This is a genomic window from Saccharothrix mutabilis subsp. mutabilis (assembly GCF_039521145.1).
GTDB classification, from domain to species: domain Bacteria; phylum Actinomycetota; class Actinomycetes; order Mycobacteriales; family Pseudonocardiaceae; genus Actinosynnema; species Actinosynnema mutabilis.
Map to the genome: position 1 here is coordinate 160,532 of NZ_BAAABU010000004.1, position 19,886 is coordinate 180,417.

At 72.1% G+C, this 19,886-nt stretch carries 18 protein-coding genes; 7 read left to right on the forward strand and 11 right to left on the reverse strand.

Going from position 1 to position 19,886, the window contains the following annotated elements; all coding sequences use genetic code 11:
- The first annotated feature begins 75 nt into the window (after positions 1 to 75).
- The 3 genes from rsmG (at position 76) to ABD126_RS11755 (ending at position 2,761) form a co-directional block, all read left to right on the forward strand.
- The gene (rsmG, locus tag ABD126_RS11745) at positions 76 to 771 is read left to right on the forward strand and encodes a 16S rRNA (guanine(527)-N(7))-methyltransferase RsmG (RefSeq protein WP_343933794.1); all 696 of its coding nucleotides are present in this window, start codon (positions 76 to 78) and stop codon (positions 769 to 771) included.
- 116 nt (positions 772 to 887) lie between these two features.
- Positions 888 to 1,787, forward strand: a complete 900-nt coding sequence (locus ABD126_RS11750; protein ID WP_343934213.1) for a ParA family protein — start codon at positions 888 to 890, stop codon at positions 1,785 to 1,787.
- A complete protein-coding gene (locus ABD126_RS11755) occupies positions 1,784 to 2,761 on the forward strand; it encodes a ParB/RepB/Spo0J family partition protein (protein WP_343933795.1) in 978 nt (325 codons plus the stop codon). Before ABD126_RS11750 ends, ABD126_RS11755 begins: the two co-directional genes overlap by 4 nt.
- Positions 2,762 to 2,843: 82 nt before the next feature.
- On the opposite strand, the gene ABD126_RS11760 is transcribed toward ABD126_RS11755, so the two are convergent.
- The gene (locus ABD126_RS11760; RefSeq protein ID WP_343933796.1) at positions 2,844 to 3,788 is read right to left on the reverse strand and encodes a D-alanine--D-alanine ligase family protein; all 945 of its coding nucleotides are present in this window, start codon (positions 3,786 to 3,788) and stop codon (positions 2,844 to 2,846) included.
- 12 nt (positions 3,789 to 3,800) lie between these two features.
- Complete coding sequence (locus ABD126_RS11765; RefSeq protein WP_343933797.1) at positions 3,801 to 5,117, reverse strand: aminotransferase-like domain-containing protein; 1,317 nt, start codon at positions 5,115 to 5,117, stop codon at positions 3,801 to 3,803.
- A gap of 145 nt (positions 5,118 to 5,262) precedes the next feature.
- Here ABD126_RS11765 and ABD126_RS11770 point away from each other — a divergent pair, with 145 nt between their 5' ends.
- The 3 genes from ABD126_RS11770 to ABD126_RS11780 all read left to right on the forward strand — a co-directional run bounded on the left by ABD126_RS11770 (position 5,263) and on the right by ABD126_RS11780 (position 7,732).
- Positions 5,263 to 5,895, forward strand: coding sequence for a GNAT family N-acetyltransferase (locus ABD126_RS11770; protein ID WP_343933798.1), 633 nt, complete (start codon positions 5,263 to 5,265; stop codon positions 5,893 to 5,895).
- A gap of 73 nt (positions 5,896 to 5,968) precedes the next feature.
- Complete coding sequence (locus ABD126_RS11775; RefSeq protein ID WP_343933799.1) at positions 5,969 to 6,715, forward strand: ArsR/SmtB family transcription factor; 747 nt, start codon at positions 5,969 to 5,971, stop codon at positions 6,713 to 6,715.
- 24 nt (positions 6,716 to 6,739) lie between these two features.
- Complete coding sequence (locus ABD126_RS11780; protein ID WP_343933800.1) at positions 6,740 to 7,732, forward strand: YdcF family protein; 993 nt, start codon at positions 6,740 to 6,742, stop codon at positions 7,730 to 7,732.
- Here the strand turns inward: ABD126_RS11780 and ABD126_RS11785 are convergent.
- From ABD126_RS11785 to ABD126_RS11825, 9 genes are all read right to left on the reverse strand, one after another.
- On the reverse strand, positions 7,729 to 8,877 hold the full coding sequence (locus tag ABD126_RS11785) for an N-acetylmuramoyl-L-alanine amidase (RefSeq protein WP_343933801.1): 1,149 nt from the start codon (positions 8,875 to 8,877) through the stop codon (positions 7,729 to 7,731). The two genes, ABD126_RS11780 and ABD126_RS11785, sit on opposite strands and share 4 nt — an antisense overlap.
- Positions 8,878 to 9,048: 171 nt before the next feature.
- A complete protein-coding gene (gene trxA, locus ABD126_RS11790) occupies positions 9,049 to 9,378 on the reverse strand; it encodes a thioredoxin (RefSeq protein WP_343933802.1) in 330 nt (109 codons plus the stop codon).
- Between the two features lie 43 nt (positions 9,379 to 9,421).
- Positions 9,422 to 10,411 carry a thioredoxin-disulfide reductase gene (trxB, locus tag ABD126_RS11795; RefSeq protein ID WP_343933803.1) on the reverse strand — a complete coding sequence of 330 codons (990 nt, stop codon included), beginning with the start codon at positions 10,409 to 10,411 and terminating at the stop codon, positions 9,422 to 9,424.
- Positions 10,412 to 10,524: 113 nt separating this feature from the next.
- Positions 10,525 to 11,280 carry an anti-sigma factor family protein gene (locus ABD126_RS11800; RefSeq protein ID WP_343933804.1) on the reverse strand — a complete coding sequence of 252 codons (756 nt, stop codon included), beginning with the start codon at positions 11,278 to 11,280 and terminating at the stop codon, positions 10,525 to 10,527.
- Positions 11,277 to 11,894 carry an RNA polymerase sigma factor SigM gene (sigM, locus tag ABD126_RS11805; RefSeq protein ID WP_343933805.1) on the reverse strand — a complete coding sequence of 206 codons (618 nt, stop codon included), beginning with the start codon at positions 11,892 to 11,894 and terminating at the stop codon, positions 11,277 to 11,279. Before sigM ends, ABD126_RS11800 begins: the two co-directional genes overlap by 4 nt.
- Positions 11,895 to 11,959: 65 nt before the next feature.
- Positions 11,960 to 13,480: a protein kinase family protein gene (locus tag ABD126_RS11810; protein ID WP_343933806.1), complete on the reverse strand. Its 1,521-nt coding sequence runs from the start codon at positions 13,478 to 13,480 to the stop codon at positions 11,960 to 11,962.
- Positions 13,481 to 13,517: 37 nt separating this feature from the next.
- On the reverse strand, positions 13,518 to 15,149 hold the full coding sequence (murJ, locus tag ABD126_RS11815; protein ID WP_343933807.1) for a murein biosynthesis integral membrane protein MurJ: 1,632 nt from the start codon (positions 15,147 to 15,149) through the stop codon (positions 13,518 to 13,520).
- Positions 15,146 to 17,641, reverse strand: a complete 2,496-nt coding sequence (locus ABD126_RS11820) for a DUF6049 family protein (RefSeq protein WP_343933808.1) — start codon at positions 17,639 to 17,641, stop codon at positions 15,146 to 15,148. The genes murJ and ABD126_RS11820 overlap by 4 nt, the downstream gene beginning before the upstream one ends.
- Complete coding sequence (locus ABD126_RS11825) at positions 17,638 to 18,240, reverse strand: NUDIX hydrolase (protein WP_343933809.1); 603 nt, start codon at positions 18,238 to 18,240, stop codon at positions 17,638 to 17,640. The genes ABD126_RS11820 and ABD126_RS11825 overlap by 4 nt, the downstream gene beginning before the upstream one ends.
- A gap of 134 nt (positions 18,241 to 18,374) precedes the next feature.
- Here ABD126_RS11825 and ABD126_RS11830 point away from each other — a divergent pair, with 134 nt between their 5' ends.
- Positions 18,375 to 19,814 (forward strand): CCA tRNA nucleotidyltransferase, encoded by a 1,440-nt coding sequence (locus ABD126_RS11830; RefSeq protein ID WP_343933810.1) that lies wholly within the window; start codon positions 18,375 to 18,377, stop codon positions 19,812 to 19,814.
- The last annotated feature ends 72 nt before the right edge of the window (positions 19,815 to 19,886 follow it).

Consider the following 19,886-nt stretch of genomic DNA (forward strand, 5'->3'; position numbering starts at 1 on the left):
CGCCCCCGTGGACGCCTCCCATCCACCCACCCGGCTCGACACCCGCCGTGTGGTTTCACGTGAAACGACGGAGACATGGCCGGAGAGTTGGAAGACCGCGCGAAGCGGGTCTTCGGTGACCACTACCCCAAGGCGGTCGCCTTCACGGAGATGCTCACGGAGCAGGGCGTCGAGCGCGGCCTCATCGGGCCGCGCGAGGTGGACCGGCTCTGGGAGCGCCACGTGCTCAACTCGGCCGTCGTGGCGGAGCTGTTCCCGGCCGGCAGCCGCGTCGTGGACGTAGGCTCGGGCGCGGGCCTGCCGGGCATCCCCCTGGCGATCGCGCGACCGGACCTCGACCTCACCCTCCTCGAACCGATGGCTCGACGGGTGGCGTGGCTGACCGAGGTCGTGGCGGCGCTCGGCCTGGACGTCGAGGTGGTGCGCGGGCGAGCCGAGGAGGGGCCGGTGCGGGAGCGACTGGCCGGCAGCGACGCCGTGACCGCCCGCGCGGTCGCGCCGCTGGAACGCCTCGCCCGGTGGTGCCTGCCGCTGCTGCGGCCCGGTGGGCGGCTGGTGGCGCTCAAGGGTGAGAGTGCCGCCGAAGAACTGGAACGTGACGCCGAGGCGGTGCGGAAGGCCGGAGGCGTCCGGCCCTTCGTGACCACCTGCGGCGGTGATGTCCTCGAAGTGCCGACGACCGTCGTGCTGGTGGAGCGCGACGAGGCGAGCCGCCGGGCCGGGGCGCGCCGGCCGGTGAAGGCTGCAACCAGACCACGGAAGGATCGGTGACCGTGTACCCCGACCCCCTGCAACCGGTGTTCCAAGCGGCCGGTGTTTCACGTGGAACAGAACAGGGCGCGACGGGTTCGGGCGAGGTCCTGCGCCCCACCCCGACCGAGCCGACCGTGAGCGACAACGCAGGAGACAACACCGTGTGGACCCCGATCGCGGAAGAGGCGGCACGCGCCACGCGCGTCCTCCACCCCGACTCCCTCCAGCTCCCCCGCCCGACGCACCGCCGCGTCCTCACCGTCGCGAACCAGAAGGGCGGCGTCGGCAAGACGACGAGCACGGTGAACCTCGCCGCCGGGCTCGCCATCCACGGCCTCAAGGTCCTCGTGATCGACCTCGACCCGCAGGGCAACGCGAGCACCGCCCTGGCCGTCGAGCACCGCTCCGGCACGCCGTCGGTGTACGAGGTGCTGATCGGCGAGATGTCGGTCGCCGAGGCCGCTCAGGTCAGCAACCAGTCCCCCAACCTGTACTGCGTCCCGGCCACGATCGACCTCGCCGGCGCGGAGATCGAACTGGTCTCGATGGTGGCCCGCGAGTCCCGCCTGAAGGAGGCGCTGAGCCCCGAGGCGCTGGACCCGATCCGCCCGGACTACGTCTTCATCGACTGCCCGCCGTCGCTGGGCCTGCTGACCGTCAACGCGATGGTCGCCGCCCAGGAGGTCCTGATCCCGATCCAGTGCGAGTACTACGCGCTGGAGGGCCTGGGGCAGCTGCTGCGCAACATCGAACTCGTCCAGGCGCACCTGAACCCGACGCTCAACGTGTCCACCATCCTGCTCACCATGTACGACGGCCGCACGAAGCTGGCCGACCAGGTGACCAGCGAGGTGCGCGGCCACTTCGGCGACACGGTCCTCAAGACGGTGATCCCACGCAGCGTGAAGGTCTCCGAGGCACCAGGATTCGGTCAGACGGTGCTCACCTACGATCCCGGCTCACGGGGCGCGATGAGCTACCTGGACGCAGCGAGGGAGATCGCCGAGCGCGGCGCGGAGATGGAGTCGGCATGACGGAGCAGCGCAAGGGTGGACTCGGCCGCGGGCTCGCGGCCCTGATCCCGAGCGGACCCCCGGTGGGTGCGCCGACACCGATCCGGGCCGTCCCGAACGGCGCCACCCCTGCGCCCTCCCCCGCCCCGTCGGCGTCGGGTGAGGTGGCGGGCGCGGTGTACCAGGAGCTGCCGGTCACCTCGATCCGCACCAACCCGAAGCAGCCGCGCCAGGTCTTCGACGAGGACGCGCTGCGCGAGCTGGAGCACTCGATCCGCGAGTTCGGGCTGATGCAGCCGATCGTCGTGCGGTCGATCGGCCCGGACTCCTACGAGCTGGTGATGGGCGAGCGCCGGTGGCGCGCGACCCAGCTGGCGGGGCTCAAGACGATCCCGGCGATCGTGCGGCAGACCGCCGACGACGTGATGCTGCGCGACGCGCTCCTGGAGAACATCCACCGCGTCCAGCTCAACCCGTTGGAAGAGGCGGCGGCGTACCAGCAGTTGCTCCAGGAGTTCGGCGTCACCCACGAGGAACTGGCCGACCGCATCGGCCGCAGCCGACCGGTCGTCACCAACACGATCCGCTTGCTCAAGCTCCCCCTCCCCGTGCAGCGGCGGGTGGCGGCGGGCGTGCTGTCCGCCGGTCACGCGCGGGCGCTGCTCGGCCTGGACGACCCGGGCGCGCAGGAGGAGTTGGCGACCCGGATCGTGGCCGAGGGCATGTCGGTCCGCGCGACCGAGGAGGCGGTGACGCTCGCGAAGTCGGCGGAGCCCGCCAAGGCGAAGCAGGCCCGGCGCAAGCCGATCCAGGCGCCGGGTCTCCAGGAGCTGGCGGAGCGGCTGTCGGACAACTTCGACACCCGCGTGAAGGTCGAACTCGGTCAGCGGAAGGGCCGGATCGTGGTCGAGTTCGGCTCGGTGGACGACCTCGAACGCATCATCACGCTCATGGCGCCGGAAGCGACAAATCGGACACGTTCGACGGACGTGTGATCACCCACGGCACTTATGTCACGGTGACGATGACGGCCCGCATCCGAATGGATACGGGCCGTCACCACGTTGTGGGGTCGGTTCAGCGGTTGACCGCGCGCTCCACCAGGCCCGCGTAGATCTCGCCCAGCGACTGGCCGGCCGCCTCCACCGCCATCGGCAGCAGGGACGTCTCGGTCAGACCCGGCGACACGTTCACCTCAAGGAAGTACACGGTCCCGTCCGGCGCCACGATCGCGTCCGTCCGCGACACGTCCCGCAGACCCAACAGGCGGTGCGCCGCCACGGCCAACTCGCCGACCGCCAGGGCCGCCTTGTCGTCCAACCGAGCGGGGGCGTGGAAGTCGGTCAGGCCGGCCGTGTACCGCGCGGTGTAGTCGTAGACGCCGTTCTCCGGCACGATCTCGACCGGCGGCAGGGCGCGGGGACCATCCGGGCCGTCCACGACCGCCACGGCCACCTCGACGCCCTCCACGTACCGCTCCGCGAGCACGGTGTCCCCGTACGCCAGGCAGCCCACCATCGCCGCGGGCAGTTCCGCCGCCTCGCGCACCACCTGGGCGCCCAGCGCCGAGCCGCCCTGGTCGGGCTTGAGCATCAGCGGCAGGCCGAGCTTCTCGACCATCGCGTCCAGCACCGGCTGCGCGCCCAGCTCGCGGAACGTCGCGTGCGGCAGCACGGCCCACTCCGGCGTCGCCAGGCCCGCGCGGGCGAGTTCGGCCTTCGCGGTCGGCTTGTCCCACGCGCGTCGGCACGCGCGGGAGTCCGTGCCGACGAACGGCACGTCCAGCATCTCCAGGACGGTCTGCACCGACCCGTTCTCGCCCTCACCGCCGTGCAGCGCCACCACGACGGCGTCCGGCCGGTGCTCGCGCAACCGCGTGAGGAGCTGGGCGTCGGCGTCCCACTCCTCCACGACGAGACCGGCCGAACGCAGCGCGGCGGACAGCCTGCGACCGGATCGCAGGGACACCTCCCGCTCGTGCGACAGGCCCCCGGACAGCACTGCGACCCAGTGGTCGGACAACTTCTCTCCTAATCAGGCGGTGTCGGGCGAGGGGGTCTGCGGACCGGAGACCGGGCGGGGCGTTGACGGCCCGAACGTCTCGTGCAGCTCCAGCTCGTCCTTGATCACGTTCGCCAGCCGCCGCACGCCCTCGCGGATGCGCTCGGGCGTCGGGTAGCAGTACGAGATGCGCAGCTGACGGCTGCCCAGCCCGTCCGCGTAGAACCCGGTGCCGGACGCGTACGCGACCCGCTGGGTGATGGCCCGCGGCAGCATGGCCTTGGTGTCGATGCCCTCGGGCACGGTCAGCCAGACGTAGAACCCGCCGTTGGGCTTGTTCCACGTGGAACCAAGCGGCATGTGCTGCTCCAGGGCCTCGATGGCCGCGTCGCGCCGCTCCCGGTAGGCCTCGCGGTAGGTCTTGATCTGGCCCTTCCAGTCGTGCGTCGACAGGTACCGCGACACGACGAGCTGGTTGAACGTGGGCGGGCACAGCGTGGCCGACTCGGCCGCCAGCACGAGCTTCTCGCGCACCGCGTGCGGCGCGAGCACCCAGCCCACGCGCAGGCCGGCGGCGAAGGTCTTGGAGAACGAGCCCAGGTAGACCACGTTGTCCGGGTCGGTGGACCGCAGCGCCGGGTACGTCACGCCGTCGAAGCCGAGCAGCCCGTACGGGTTGTCCTCGACCACGAGGATGCCGTGCTCGCGGCAGATCTGGAGCACCTCGGCCCGGCGCTGGACGGCGAGCGTCACGCCGGCCGGGTTGTGGAAGTTCGGGATCGTGTAGAGGAACTTGACCCGCTGCCCGGCCCGCGCGACGGCGGCGATGGCCTCGCGCAGCGCCTCGGGCACCAGGCCGTCGGCGTCCATGGCCACGTGCACGACGTTGGCCTGGTAGGCGGAGAACGAGCCGAGCGCGCCCACGTACGACGGGCCCTCGGCCAGCACGACGTCACCCGGGTCGCAGAAGATCCGGGTCACCATGTCCAGGCCCATCTGGGAGCCGACGGTGACCACGACGTCGTCCGGGTGGGCGTTGATGCCCTCCAGCGCCATGACCTCGCAGATCTGCTCGCGCAGCTCCGGGATGCCCTGGGCCGAGCCGTACTGGAGGGCCACCAGGCCGTCGGTGGCCACCACGTCCGCGACCTCGGCGGACAGCGAGTCGAGGGGCAGTGCCGCCAGGTGGGGCATCCCTCCCGCCAGGGACACCACCTCGGGCCGACTTGCCACCGCGAACAGCGCCCGGATCTCCGAGGCCGTCATCCCCGCCGTGCGCGCCGCGTACCGGCGCAGGTGGGGATCGAGGCTTCTGGCACCCTGCTTCGGGGGCTGTCCGGGTAGGTTCACGGGGAACTCCGAGGTAGTAGTGGTTACCGGCGGGTTTGTTCCCGGCTGAGTGTAACCGCCGTCCCGTTCGGGGCATGTGCCTTCCGGGCGGGGGTCACATCCGCCTATCCTCGTAGGCGTTGCATTCGGGGGTTGGGAGGTCGGGGTGTCGCGACGCGTCGTGGGCGTCACTCTGGACAACCTGGAGCACCTCTCCAAGCACAGCCGGACCTGCGTGTTCTGGGAGCTGGCGCCCCACCTGAAGGAGCAGGCCGAGGAGTTCGGCGACACCGAGTTCGAGAAGGAAGCCTGGGTGTCCAGCGTCCTGCTCGAATGGGGTTCGTGCGGACGGATCATCTACTGCGACGGGATCCCCGCCGGCTCCGTGTTCTACGCGCCACCCGCGGCGGTGCCCCGCTCGTTGGCTTTCCCCACCTCCCCCGCCAGCCCGGACGCCGTGCTGATGACGGGCCTGGAGGTGCTGCCGGAGTTCCGCGGCGGCGGGCTCGGGCGCGTGCTGGTGCAGACCGTGGCGAAGGACCTGACCCGCCGCGGTGTGAAGGCGATCGAGGCCTTCGGCGACGCGCAGCCGATCGAGGACGAGCGGACGTGCGTGACGCCCGCGGACTTCCTGACCAGCGTCGGCTTCAAGACCGTGCGCCCCCACCCGCGCTGGCCCCGGCTGCGGCTGGAGCTGCGCAGCGCGTCCTCGTGGAAGGAAGACGTGGAGGCGGCGCTGGAGCGGCTGCTCAGCTCCGTGACCGTGTCGACGGCCGAGCCGAGCTTCCGTCCCGTCTGATTTCACCGCTCTGAGCTGCGGTTCCTTTCGCGCGGGTTGACATGCAGGTTTTTGCCTGCATAACGTTTACGGTGTGGACAAGGTCTTCAAGGCCCTCGCCGACCCGACCCGGCGCTACCTGCTGGACCGGCTCCACGAGGAGAACGGCCAGACGCTGGGCGAGCTGTGCGCGCGGGTGGGCATGACGCGTCAGTCCGCCACCCAGCACCTCGCCGTGCTGGAGGCCGCGAACCTGGTCAGCACCGTCCGCCGGGGCCGGGAGAAGTTGCACTACCTCAACCCGGTGCCGCTGCACGAGGTCCAGGAGCGGTGGATCGACAAGTTCGAGCGCCCCCGGCTGCGGGTGCTCGCCGAGGTCAAACGACGAGCGGAGAACGCGATGAAACCCGAGTTCGTGTACGTCACGTACATCGAGAGCACGCCGGAGAAGGTCTGGGAGGCCCTCACCGACCCGGACCTGACCGCGGCCTACTGGGGGCACCGCAACATCTCCGACTGGCAGGTCGGCTCGACGTGGGCGCACCGCCGGGTCGACTCGGACGTGGACGACGTGGTGGGCGAGGTGCTGGAGAGCGACCCACCGAACCGCCTGGTGACCACGTGGCGGGACCCGGAGGACCCGCGGGAGGCCTCGACCGCCACCTTCCTCATCCAGCCGTACAAGGGCATCGTGCGGCTCACCGTGACCCACGAGGACCTCGCCGACGACGCCGAGCGCGCCCAGGCGGCGGCCGGGTGGGCGGCCGTGCTGTCCAACCTCAAGTCGTTGCTGGAGACCGGCCGGGTGCTGTCCGGCATCCCGTGGGAGATGCCGGGGTGACCTGCGCGGTCTAGGTTTCACCCCGTGGTGTTCGCGATCTTCGGCCTGGTGTCGGCCGTGTTCTTCGTCCTGGGCGTGCGCCGCGACCGGCGGCGGCTGGCCAACGCCGTGTGGCTGGGGCTGACCCTGGTGGCCGCCCTGCTGTGGCTGCTGACCAAGGACGACCTGCCGTGGTGGCTGGACGACCTGCTGGGGTGGGCGGTCGCGATCGCGGTCCTCGGGTGCGGGCTGGTGCTGCCGATCGCGCTGGTCGTGAACGGGCTGCTGATGGTGCGGCGCGAGGGGCGCAGCCTCGGGAACCTGTTGTCGCTGCTCGCGGGCCTGGCGATCGTCGGGCTGGTGGTGGCGTTCCTGCTGGCCCTGGACGACCCGCGGACGTGGGTGCACGCCGTGGTCGGCTCACTGCTGATCGTGTCGGCGTACCTGGCGTTCCTGTTCGTCAGCCTGCTGCTGTACTCGGTGCTCTACGGCAAGACCGGTCGCCGGACGGGCTTCGACGCCGTCGTCGTGCTCGGCTCCGGCCTGCTCGGCGACCGCGTCCCGCCCCTGCTGGCGTCCCGCCTGGACCGGGCCGCGCAGCTGTACCGGCGGGAGGTGGCGGCGGGCGGCGCGCCGGTGATCGTCGTGTCCGGTGGCCAGGGGGCCGACGAGCAGGTGTCCGAGGCACAGGCGATGCAGCGGTACCTGGTCGACGCGGGCGTGCCGGCGGCTGCGGTCCTGCTGGAGGACCAGGCGACCACCACGGAGGAGAACCTGCGCTACAGCCGGGCCGTGCTGGACTCGGAGGGCCACAGCGGCCGGACCGTGGCGGTCACCAACAACTACCACGTGTTCCGCACGGCGGTGACCGCGCGGCGGCTGCGGCTGAAGATGGGCGTGATCGGGTCGCGGACGGCGTTCTACTTCCTGCCCAGCGCGTTCCTGCGCGAGTTCGTCGCCATCCTGACCCGCAACCCGGTGGCCCACACCCTGGCCTGCGGGTTGCTGGTCAGCCTCTACCTGCTGCTGCTGTTCTAGCCGGCCGAGCGCTGGCCGGTGGCCAGTTCGTGGCGCATGAGGTCGTCGAGGGTGAAGGTGCCGGTCGGCTGGTCGTCCTTGCCCAGCAGGTACAGGCGTTTCACGGCCACCAGGATGCCCTCGGCGACCACGTCCCGGAACGCGGGCGTGGCCAGGCGGGCGCGGTCCTGGTCGTTGGTCAGGTAGCCGACCTCGACGCGGACGGCCGTGCACTTGGTCATCCGCAGCATGTCCCACGTCTTGGGATGGGTGCCGCAGTCCAGCATGCCCGTCCGGGCGACCAGTTCCCGCTGGATGAAGCCCGCCAGGGCCTCCCCGACGGTGGACGACGTGCCGTTGCCGGTGCCGTAGTGGAAGCTCGCCACGCCGTTGGCCAGCGGCGACTTGTTGCCGTCGCTGTGCAGCGACAGGATCAGGTCGGCGCCCGCCTCGTTGGCGAAGCGCGCCCGATCGCTCTCGTCCGGGCAGTTGTGCGGACCGCGGGTGAGCAGGGCTTCCATGCCGGTCGCGGCCATCTTGCCCTCCAGCAGGCGGGCCAGGTCCAGCATCACGTCGGCCTCGGACACGCCGCCGACCACGACACCGCGGTCGGTGCCGCCGTGGCCCGGGTCGATGATGATCCGCTTGCCCGACAGCCGCGGCCCGGCCTTGCGGACGCGCTCCTGCTCGCGCAGGAACACCGGCCGGCCGCCGCGGACCTTCGGCTGGAGCTGGCGCAGCGCGCGGACGGTGTCCGGGCCGCACATGCCGTCCACGATCAGGCCGTAGTCGCGCTGGAAGCTGCGCAGCGCCTGCTCGGTCTGCTGCCCGAACTCGCCGTTGGGCCGGCCTGCGTCGTAGCCCAGCTCCAGCAGGCGCTCCTGCAGGGCGAACACGTCGTCGCCGGTCACCGGCTGGGACATCAGGTAGGCGAGCGGCCGGTCGCCGAGGCGGAAGGTGGCGTCGCGCAGCGCGCGGTAGGTGGCGGGGCCGACGACGCCGTCGGTGATCAGACCCCGTTGCTGCTGGAACGCGCGCACGGCGTGCTCGACCGGCAGGTCGAACACCTGAGACGGCTGCGGATCGGACAGCAGGCCGAGCCGGGTCAGCGTGGCCCTCACCTCGGCGACGTCCGGACCGAAATCCCCGCGGCGGAGTAGCAGCATGTACCCCTCGTTCACTAAGGCGTCGACGGCGCCGACGCTGAGGTTGACGCCCTATTGTGCCTTGCTCGGGCCGATGCTCCTCGTTGGGCTACTGGGAGTGGTTACCCGCCCACAAAAGCGTGACCCGTCCGTCTCACCATGAAGACGGACGGGTCACGCTCCGGGTTGCACTCAGGCGAGCACGTCGGCGAGGTCGTTGAGCAGCGCGGCCTTCGGCTTCGCGCCCACGATCTGCTTCACCGGGCGGCCACCCTGGAACAGGATCATGGTCGGGACGGACATGATCTGGTAGTCGCGGGCGATCGACGGGTTGGCGTCGATGTCCAGCTTCGCCACCGTGATCTTCTCGGCGTGCTCGGCGGCGATCTCCTCCAGCACGGGGGCGACCATCTTGCACGGGCCGCACCAGGTCGCCCAGAAGTCGACCAGGACCGGCTTGTCGCTCTGGAGCACGTTCTCGGTGAAGCTGTCGCTGGTCACAGCGACGGTGGCGCCTGCCATGTTCTCTCCTCTTCAGGCGGGGAAACGCGGGACTAGCTGGGGGTCAGTCGGCGGAGTCGCCGTAGCCGCCGCCCACGAACTCGGGCGTGAGGTTCGCCTCGGACTCGCCGTGCTCGGCCAGCCAGCGCTCCGCGTCGATCGCGGCGGAGCAGCCGGAGCCCGCGGCGGTGATCGCCTGGCGGTAGGTGTGGTCGACCAGGTCGCCGGCCGCGAACACGCCGTCGAGGTTGGTGTAGGTGCTCTGGCCCTTGACCTTCACGTAGCCGGCGTCGTCCACGTCGACCTGGCCGCGGACGAGGTCGCTGCGCGGGTCGTGGCCGATCGCCAGGAAGAAGCCGGTGAACGGGTGCTCGCTGATCTCACCCGTCCGGGTGTCACGCACCTTGAGGCCGGACATCGTGCCGCCCTCGCCGACGACCTCGACGGCCTCGGCGTTGAGCAGCCACTTGATCTTCTCGTTGGCGCGGGCGCGCTCCAGCATGATCTTCGACGCGCGGAACTCCTCGCGGCGGTGGATCAGCGTGACCGACCGGGCGAAGCGGGTGAGGAACGTGGCCTCCTCCATCGCCGAGTCGCCGCCGCCGACCACCGCGATGTCCTGGTCGCGGAAGAAGAAGCCGTCGCAGGTCGCGCACGCCGACACGCCGCGGCCGAGCAGCTCCTGCTCACCGGGGATGTGCAGGTAGCGGGCCGCCGCGCCCATCGCGAGGATGACGGCCTTGGCCGCGTAGCGGACGCCGTTGGCGGTGACGTGCTTGACGTCGCCTTCCAGCTCCAGCCGCTCCACGTCCTCGGCGCGCAGCTCGGCGCCGAAGCGCTTGGCCTGCTCGCGCATCTGCTCCATGAGGTCGGGCCCCATGATGCCGTCGCGGAAGCCGGGGTAGTTCTCGACTTCGGTCGTGGTCATCAGCGCCCCGCCGTACTGCGAGCCCTCGAACACCAGCGGTTCGAGCTGCGCGCGCGCCGCGTAGACCGCCGCGGTGTACCCGGCGGGCCCCGATCCCACGACGATCAGGTTCCGAACGTCCGACACCCTCGACCTCCGTTTGTCGTGACAGGCATGGGCCTGCACTTCTGCTCAACGGATCGTAGGGTGCCGCAATTCCTGATCTGTCGGGTGAGGTGGACTACTGCCGCTTGCCCCTGCTACGGCGTGATCTGGCTGGTGGCCAGGACGCCGTTGGGGTTGTCCGGGCCGCAGGTGTCCGGGTCCAGCACCACGATCTTGAACGCGCCCGGCTTGCCGCCCGGCAGGATCGCCATCACGGCGGCCTTGTCGTCCAGCGTGATCGGGCTGACGCCCAGCGGCTTGGCGCTCGCGATGTTCGCGCCCTGCAGGCAGCCGGCCAGCTTGTCCTGGTTCTCCAGCGGCCCGTAGTTCTGCGCCTTGAGCACGTCGCCGAAGACCGGGCCGAAGTCGTTGCCCTTCACCGCCAGCGGGCGCTGCGTCGGGACCGGGGTGTTCGCCGAGGTCGGTCCGGCCATGTTGTCGCCGGGCTCGGACGTCGGGCTGCCCTGGGTGCTGACGACCACCACGCCGACCGCGACGGCCGCCGCGGCGAGCAGTCCCGCGCCCCACCCGAGCTGCTTCTTCCGCCGCCGCGCGGCGAGGTCCACCACCGGGGCGACGGGCTGCGCGGGCGAGGCGCCCGCGCGCCGGAACTCCTCGGCCAGCGCCGCGTCGATCCGGTCCGCGACCTCGCGCGGCATCGGGATCGGCGGCAGGTCGCGCAGGTCGGCGACGGTCGCGTCGAGGGCGGCGAGGATGTCCCGCGCCTCCGGGTCGTGCGCCACGGCCGCCCGCAGCTCCGCCTCGGTCTGCGGGTCCAGGACACCCGCGTGCAGGTCAGCCAGCAGGTCGACGGACCACGGCGGCCCCGAACGCCGCACATTGCCGGTCATCGTTCCTCCAACTGACGTCCCTGTTGCACCTGCACATCGCTCACTGGGACGTTCGCATCTGCACTCTGGTTCCGGAGGTGCCCGAGAACTTTGGCCAGCTTCGCGCGACCCCGGGCGCACCGCGACTTGACCGTGCCCTCGGCGATGCCCAGGAGCTGGGCCGTCTCGGCGACGGAATACCCCTCCACGTCAACCAGCACGATGGGCGCGCGCTGCTCCTCGGGCAGCTCGCTCAGCGCCGCCTGGACCACCAGCCGGGTCTCCCGCTCGGCCATCGCGTCGCGGGGCGCGACCGGCTCGCCGGGCCCGGCCTCGGGCAGCGGCACGGTCGGGCGCGTCTGCCGCCTGCGCATCCGGTCGAGGCAGGCGTTCACGACTATTCGGTGCAGCCACGTGGTGACCTGCGACTCGGCCCGGAAGCTCGCGGCGGCGCGGAAGGCGGAGATGAACGCCTCCTGCAACGCGTCGGCCGCCTCTTCGGGGTCGCGCAGCGTGCGCAGCGCGACGGCCCACATGCGGTCCCGGTGCCGTCTGACCAACTCCGAGAAGGCGTGCGGGTCACCCGCGGCGTGCGCCGCGATGAGGTCTGCGTCCGAGCTGGCTGCGGCGGTCACGCGGGAAGCCTATCGGCCCTGGCGAGTGGCGGTTCGATCACCCGTTGGGAGTAGGCGCGGCGGGGTCACTGGGCCCGCGTGTAGACCACTTCGGCGATCTCGGACTTGTGGTTCCGGCCGCCGCCCGCCAGCTTCGTCACCCACACGAGCAGGTGCTGGGTGGCCTCGTGCTCGCCCAGCTGGACCTGGGTCTGGCCCGGCGACAGGGTGGCCGTGGCGATCACCTTGGTCTCCTCCAGCGGGGCGTTCTCCGAGGCCGCGACCCGGATCTCGACCACCGTGCCCTCGCTGGGCGAGGTGATCGTGACCGACGCGAGCTTCACCGGTTCGGCGAAGGACGCCATCAGGCCGATGCCCGGCTTGAGGGTCGGGAACGGCTGGAAGTAGTTCTCCGTCTGCCACACCGTCGTCGGGTTGTTGTCCACCGCCCGGTTCGCGCGGTTGGCGTTGTCCGGCTGGTTGGTGACGTCGTAGACGCCGATCGACGCCGGCTGCACCGGTCCGGCCGGGGTCGGCGCGGGCGGGGCCGGCTGCCCGGAGGTCGCGGGCGTGGTCTGGCCGATCACCACCGTCGGGCCGCCGCCCTTGGTGGGCTCGTCGCTGAAGAAGCTCACGATCTGCACGCCCAGCCAGACGATGACCGCGACGGTCGCCGCCGCCAGCACCGCCACGCTGATCCACAGCTTGCGCTTGTGGTCGCGCCCGCGCTGGGGGCGCTGGGTGGTCCACACCGCGCCGTCGTCCTCGGCGTTCACCGGCTGGATCAGCGCGGTCTGCGCCTCGGACTCGGCGATCTGGTCCAGCACCTGGAGGATCGCGGCGGACGTGCGGATGCCGCCCACGCTGGTGTCCTCCAGGGACCGCACCGCCACCGACGACAGCTCGTGCGGCACGTACGGGTGCAGGGCGCTCGGCGCGACGACCGAACCGTCCGGCCCGGTCGGGGCGACCGGCACGCCGTCCGGGCCGCCGGGCAGCGCCCACCGGCCGGTCAGCAGCAGGTACAGGATCGCGCCCAGGCCCTTGACGTCGTCGCGGGCGATCGCGTCCGGCCGCGGGCCGGGGAACGCCAGGCGCAGCCGGCCGTCGGAGGTCACCCGGATGCGCTGCGGGTGGTCCGCGCCCAGGACCAGGCCTGCGTGGTGCGCGCCCTCGATCGCCGCGCCCAGGGGCTCCAGCAGGCGGGTCGCGGCGCCGGCGGGCAGCGGGCCCTCGGCGATCAGGTCCATCAGGTCGGTGCCCTGGGTCCACTCGGCCACGACGATGCCGAGGATGCCCTCGGCCGGCTTCACGCCGGTGCCCGGGGTCAGGACGTCGATCACCCGGGACACCCCCGGGTGGGTGAAGCTCGCCGCGTGCGTCGCCCGCTCGGCGGTCCGCTTGGCCCGGGCCAGCGCCTGGGCGTCGGCCGGGTCGCCGACCAGGATCGTCAGGGCGACGTCCCGGTTGAGCTGGCCGTCGCGCGCCCGCCACAACTCGGCGTCGCAGCGCTGGTCCACGCCTGAGCGGGCGAGCAGCCGGTAGCGGCCGTCGCCGATGACCCCGCCGGGCACCAGCGAGGTGTTCTGGATCGGGCCGCTGCTCACGCGCCCGAGGGTACGGGACTCGGCTCTGTCGGCACGCTCACCGCCGCCGCACCAGACGGCTGATCTTGTCCACCACGGGCTTCACCTCGGGTACCCGGAACACCGCCATCAGCAGGAAGCTCAGCGGCAGTCCCACGATCGTCGACACGGTCATCTCCACCCAGGCGGAGGCGACGGGGCCTTCGGTCCCCAGCAGTTCGACGGCGAGCCACGCCGCTCCCGCCGCCACCCCGAAGCCGAGGGCCGACGCCACCACGCTCAGGCAGATCGTCCACGCCGTGTACCCGGTCCGCAGCCGGCCCAACCGGATCCGCAACCAGAGCTGCCCGACCAGGCAACCCACGACGAAGCTCAGCGACATGGCGATCGACACGCCCACGGCGAGCTTCTCGCGCGGCGCGAACTCCAGGAACCCGTAGAGCAGCGCGATCCGGACCACGACCATGATCGCCTGGATGATCGTCGGCGTCCGGGCGTCCTTCAGCGCGTAGAACACCCGCAGCTGGAGCAGCGTGATCGCGTAGGGCACCAGCCCGAACGCCGACAGCGCCAGCGCCTGGCCCATCCGCTCGCCGCCGGCCAGGCCCGCCTCGCCGTGCGAGAACACCGCCACGCCGATGGCCACGCCGCCGACGGTCATCAGCGCGCTGAACGGCATGAGCAGGATCGACGACATCCGGTTGCCGAACGACAGGTCGCCGACCAGCGCCCCGGTGTCGTTGGCCGCCGCCGCGCGGGACATCTTCGGCATCAGCGCGGTCAGCAGCGACACGCCCAGCACGCCGTAGGGCACCTGCGCCACGAGCCACTGGTAGTTGTAGGCGGTCAGCGCGCCGGTCGAGTTCAGCGCGACGCGCGTCAGCACCGCCATGCTGACCAGGCCCAGCGCCACGTACAGCAGCACCCAGAAGGCCAGGCCGCTGAACTCCGCGAGCCGCCGGTCCCAGCCCCACCGCCAGCGGAACCGGAACCCGGTGCGCTTCATCGCGGGCAGCATCACCGACGCCTGCACGGCCACGCCCAGCATCGTCCCCAGGCCCAGGACCAGCAGCTTCGGCTCGCCCATGCGGACCGGGTCGAGCGAGATCTCCCCCGGCATCAGCCAGTACACGCCGAGGGTCAGGATGACCACGACGTTGTTGAGCACCGGCGCCCAGGTGGGTAGACCGAACACGTGCCGGGTGTTCAGGATCGCGCCGAGCAGCGCGGACAGGCCGTAGAACACGATGCCGGGCAGCACCAGGTAGGCGAACGCGGTCACCAGCGCCGGGTTCGCCTCGTCCGCGCCGCTGGTGAACATCGCGGTCAGCAGCGGCGCGCAGGCGATGGCGATGGCGGTGCCGACGCCGAGCACGACCACCGACATGGTGATCAGCCACTGGGCGTAGGACTCGCCGCCGTCCGCGTCCTCCTTCTCGGCGCGCACCAGCAGCGGGATCGCGACCGACGTGAGGATGCCGCCGAGCAGCAGCTCGTTGATCATCGTCGGCAGCGTGGTGGCCGCCTGGTACGAGTCGTTGAGGACGTCCGCGCCGATGATGGTGATCAGCAGCAGCTTGGACAACAGGCCGGAGACCCGGCTGACGATCGTGGCGATGGCCATCGAGCCGGAGGCACGGGCCACCGACGGGGGTTTCTGCTGCTCGACCACCGTGCTCGTTCCGCTCAACTCGCGCTCGACCTCTCCGGCGTGACCGCTTCCGGTTGCCCCGGGCCGGCTGTGCTCGGCACCGCCGCCGCGGACTTCGCCGCGCGCGCCCGCCGGTAGATGCGCCGGGCGGACAGCAGCACGAGCAGGGCGCCCGCGAGGGCGGTGATGACGACGGTGATGGTCCCGTACGCCGAGGAGGACACCTCCAGCCGGGCCCGTTCGCCCAGCTCGACGCCGTCCGGCGTGGTCAGCCGGACGTGCACCGGGAACCGGCCCGACCGCAGCACCTCGACCGGCACGGTGAGCTGCCGGTCGCCGCGCGCGGGCAGCACCACGTCGGGCTGCTGCTCGACCAGGATGCCCGGGGTGTCCTCGACCAGGATGCGCACGGTGACCCGCACGTCGAGCCGGTTGCGGATGGTCACCGGGATGGGGCTGTCGCCGGACGCGAGCAGGATCGGGCTGCTCGGCTCGGACACGCTGACCTGGCCGCGCAGCGCGTCGAACTGCTCCCGGCCGGTGGCCAGGGTGGCGCGCGCGCCGGACTCGTTGCCGCGCCACGCCCCGGACACCGCGCGGAGCAGGTTCAGCCGGGTCGGCTCGACCAGGTCGCCCGGCTTGGTGGACTCGGCGTCCTGCTGGGCCATCGCCCCGAACAGCCGTTGCAGCTGCTGCCAGGTCGAGGACACCTCGGCGGTGACGGCCGGGGAGACCTCCCGAGCGCCCGACTCGACCGGGTAGCTCAGCGTCGAGCGCTGCTCGGGCGGGGCCGCGCCGAGCAGGGTCGGCAGGCCCACCGGCGTGGCGAACCCGGAGCCGACCAGGGACTTCGTCTGCTGGAGGAACGTGTCGACCTCGCCGGTCGGCGCGTTCCAGCGGCGCGGGGGCGTGATCACGAGGTGCCGGCCGTCGCCCTGGAAGGCGGTCCGGTAGACCAGCGCGGCCAGCGCGTTCTGCACCGACACCGGGCGGTTCTCGGTCGGGGTGGTGATGCCGGCGGCGGTCTGGGCGGGGCCGCCGCGCAGCGCGTCGGACACCATGTCGTCGATCCGGACGGCGGTCACCGGCTTGCCGCCGGGCCCGTCGACGCGGACCGGCGCGGTGCCGGCGGTGCCCGCGACCGCGGACTGGTCGACCACCAGGGAGGTCACGCCCTGCGCGGCGAGGTCGGCGAGGGTCTGCTCGTCCACGACGCCGTCCTCGGGCCACGCGAGGCCCTGCTGGGCCTGCACGTCGAGGATCTGGCGCACCACGTCGACGCCCTTGCCGGCGAGCGCGCCGAGGTCGGTCAGCCGGGCGCGGGACAGCGCGACCAGGTCGGCGTCGGCGTCGGGCAGCGCGATCACGCACCGGCCGCCGGCGAGCAGCTTGAGCCGGGCCAGCCACAGCTCCGCCGCGCCGCTGCCCTTGCCCGCGCCCTGGCCGCGCACCTGGTAGCCCTTGGCCATCGTGGACACCGTCCGCAGGAGGTCGGGGTCCACGGCGAGGCACACGGCCGGGCCCAGCGGGCCGTCCAGCGCGGACTCGTAGGCCATGAGCAGGCCGTACAGGCGTCCGCCGAGCGCGAGGGACCCGGCCAGCTCGTCGTCGGCGAGCACCGGCTCCAGGCCGCCGGAGACCATCCGCGGGCGGTCCACCAGCGGCCACAGCAGGGTGATCCGCGCCGGGTTGGCGGGCGCGCCGAGCGGGGTGCCGCCGGGGACGCCCAGCACGGGCAGGAGGGTGCTCAGGGCGACCAGGCGGGCGCGGCCACCGTCCTGCGGGCGGCCGTTGATGTTGGCCAGGACCGGGTAGATGCCCGGCTGGTCGATCTTGAGCGAGGTGTTGCCGGCGCCGCGGACCGGGACGGTGAGGGTGAACGGCTTGCTCTCGTTCTCCCGCAGCTCGTCCACGATGGGCGTGAACCAGGGCTGGACCAGTTCGGCGTCGGTGGGCTCGCGCAGGGCGCGGCGGACCTCGTCCTCGGACTTCAGGGCGTCGCCGCGCTCCAGGCGCAGCTCCAGGTCGAACAGCGGGCGGTCGCCGATGTTGACGACCTTGCCGGTGACCGTGACGGACTCGGTGTCGGCGGTGACCACGCGGGGGGTGAGCGCCTCGATGTCGAGCCGGAGCCGGGCCGGGGCGTTCTGGCCGGGCTGGCTGGACAGGGCGCGGGTCGACCACACCTGCGTGGCGGGCGCGGGCTTGACCGGGATGCGGCCCGCGAGGACGCCGCCGACCGGGCCGGGCGGGGCCGAGGACAGCGCGCCGTCGACCTGGCCGCCGGGTTGGCCCGCGACGGGTTGGCCGGTGACGGGTTGGCCGGTGACGGGTTGGCCGGTGACGGGTTGGCCCGCGACGGGCTCGCCCGCCTGACCGGCGGTCGCGGACCCGGCGCCGGGTTGGGCGGCGGGTCGGGTCGCGGTGTCGGGTCGGGGCGGGCCGACGAGGTCGTCGACCGGCGCGGCCAGGGCCGGCGAGCCGGTGAGCAGGAGCCCGGCCGCCGCGAGGGCGGACAGCAGCCGTTTCACGCGCGCTCCGCCCCGTCTTCGGCCGCGTGGCCGCCGGCCCCCGAGTCGATCATCTCACGGGGCACCGACACCTCGGTGCGGGCCGCGGTGACCAGGTCGGGCAGTTCGGACCCGGCGAGCAGGTCGACGGCCCGGCGCACCAGCCGCCGCTCGTCCGCGTAGGCGAGCCGCTCGTCCAGTTCGCCAAGGGGCACCCACGCCACCTCGGTGACCTCCACGTCTTCGTCGGACAACTCGCCGCCCAGCGCTTCGAGGAGGAAGTGGTGGACGGTCTTGTGCACCCGGCGGTCCTCGGCGACGAACCAGTAGTCGATCGAGCCGAGGGGCCGCAGCACCCTGCTATGGATACCGGTCTCCTCCGCGACCTCGCGCACCGCGGTCTGCTCCGCGGTCTCGCCGGCCTCGATGTGGCCCTTCGGCAGCGACCACAGGAGCCTGCCCCGCCGGTCCAGCCGGCCGATGATCGCCGCCGCGCCGCGCAGGCGGTCGAGCACGAGGCCGCCCGCCGACGTCTCGTCCACCGTCTTCAGGCGGCGACCGCGACGTCGGTTCCGACGCCTCGGCTTGGGACCGCCGGAGCGACCGGACGAGTGGGGCATGACCTGATGGTAGTCACGTCCCCTGATTACCGGTCGTGACCCCGGCATTGCCCAAGGTAACCGGTACCCTCGCATGCTTGACTTAGACGACCTGACTTGGGACCACACCCCCGCTGATAGAAGGCTGGCCTTTCGTGTCCGGATCGAAGCTGTCCCCAGATGACGTCGTGGAGCTGCTCAGCGGGTTCCCCGTCGCCGACGAGCTGGCCGAGCGGTTCGCCGCCGCGGGGCACCGGCTCTACCTCGTGGGCGGCAGTGTCCGTGACGCGCTGCTGGGTCGCCTGACCGGCTCCTACGACCTGGACTTCACCACCGACGCCCGGCCGCCGGCGGTGCAGAAGCTGCTGTCCGGTTGGGCCGAGGCGGTGTGGGACACCGGCATCGCGTTCGGGACGGTCGGCGCGGCCAAGCGCGGCCTGACGCTGGAGATCACCACGTTCCGCGCGGACGCCTACGACGGCGTGACCCGCAACCCCGAGGTGACCTTCGGCGACTCGATCGACGGCGACCTGGTCCGGCGCGACTTCACCGCCAACGCGATGGCGTTCGACCTGGTCGCCCGCGAGCTGGTGGACCCGACCGGCGGTCGGGCGGCGCTGGCCGCGAAGGTGCTGGACACGCCCGCGACGCCCGAGCAGTCGTTCTCCGACGACCCGCTGCGGATGCTGCGCGCGGCCCGGTTCGTCGCGCAGCTCGGCTTCCGGCCCGCGCCGCGCGTGGTGGAGGCGATGCGGGCGATGGCCGGCGAGCTGGCCCGGATCACGCCCGAGCGGGTGCAGGCCGAGCTGTCCAAGCTGCTGACCGGCGCGTTCCCGCGCGCGGGGATCGAGCTGGTGGTCGAGACCGGGCTCGCGGACGTCGTGCTGCCCGAGCTGCCCGCGATGAAGCTGGAGATCGACGAGCACCACCAGCACAAGGACGTCTACCACCACTCGCTGGTCGTGCTGGAGCAGGCGATCGACCTGGAGGACACGCCCGAGCCGGACCTGGTGCTGCGGCTCGCGGCGCTGCTGCACGACATCGGCAAGCCGGACACCCGCAGGTTCGAGGAGGGCGGCGGCGTCTCGTTCCACCACCACGAGGTGGTGGGCGCGAAGATGGCACGCAAGCGCTTGCGCGCGTTGCGGTACTCGAAGGAGGTCGTCGAGGACGTCTCGCAGCTGGTGTACCTGCACCTGCGCTTCCACGGCTACGGCTCCGGCGAGTGGACCGACTCGGCGGTGCGCCGGTACGTCACCGACGCCGGCCACCTGCTGCCGCGCCTGCACAAGCTGGTCCGGGCCGACTGCACCACGCGCAACAAGCGCAAGGCCAACACGCTCCAGCGCACCTACGACGAGCTGGAGCGCCGGATCGCGCGCCTCGCCGCCGAGGAGGACCTGCGCCGCGTGCGGCCCGACCTCGACGGCAACGAGATCATGGAGCTGCTCGGGCTGCCGCCGGGGCCGCAGGTCGGCAAGGCGTGGAAGTTCCTCAAGGAGCTGCGCCTGGACCGGGGTCCGCTGGACCGCGACGAGGCCGTGGCGGAGCTGCTGGCGTGGGCGCGCGCCGAGGGGATCGACCTCCCCGGGTGACTCCTGGTGAAACAATCACCCGCTTTCCGTTAGCCAAGTGACAGCCGGTTGCGACACCATGACTGTGTGCGT

What these genes read in the sequence shown, in the direction of transcription:
- rsmG (WP_343933794.1), top strand. Translation starts at nt 76, where the DNA reads ATGGCCGGAGAGTTGGAAGACCGCGCGAAGCGGGTCTTCGGTGACCAC.
- ABD126_RS11785 (WP_343933801.1), bottom strand. Translation starts at nt 8,877, where the DNA reads ATGCTGCTACTCCGCCGCGGGGATTTCGGTCCGGACGTCGCCGAGGTG.
- trxA (WP_343933802.1), bottom strand. Translation starts at nt 9,378, where the DNA reads ATGGCAGGCGCCACCGTCGCTGTGACCAGCGACAGCTTCACCGAGAAC.
- ABD126_RS11755 (WP_343933795.1), top strand. Translation starts at nt 1,784, where the DNA reads ATGACGGAGCAGCGCAAGGGTGGACTCGGCCGCGGGCTCGCGGCCCTG.
- ABD126_RS11800 (WP_343933804.1), bottom strand. Translation starts at nt 11,280, where the DNA reads ATGACCGGCAATGTGCGGCGTTCGGGGCCGCCGTGGTCCGTCGACCTG.
- ABD126_RS11825 (WP_343933809.1), bottom strand. Translation starts at nt 18,240, where the DNA reads ATGCCCCACTCGTCCGGTCGCTCCGGCGGTCCCAAGCCGAGGCGTCGG.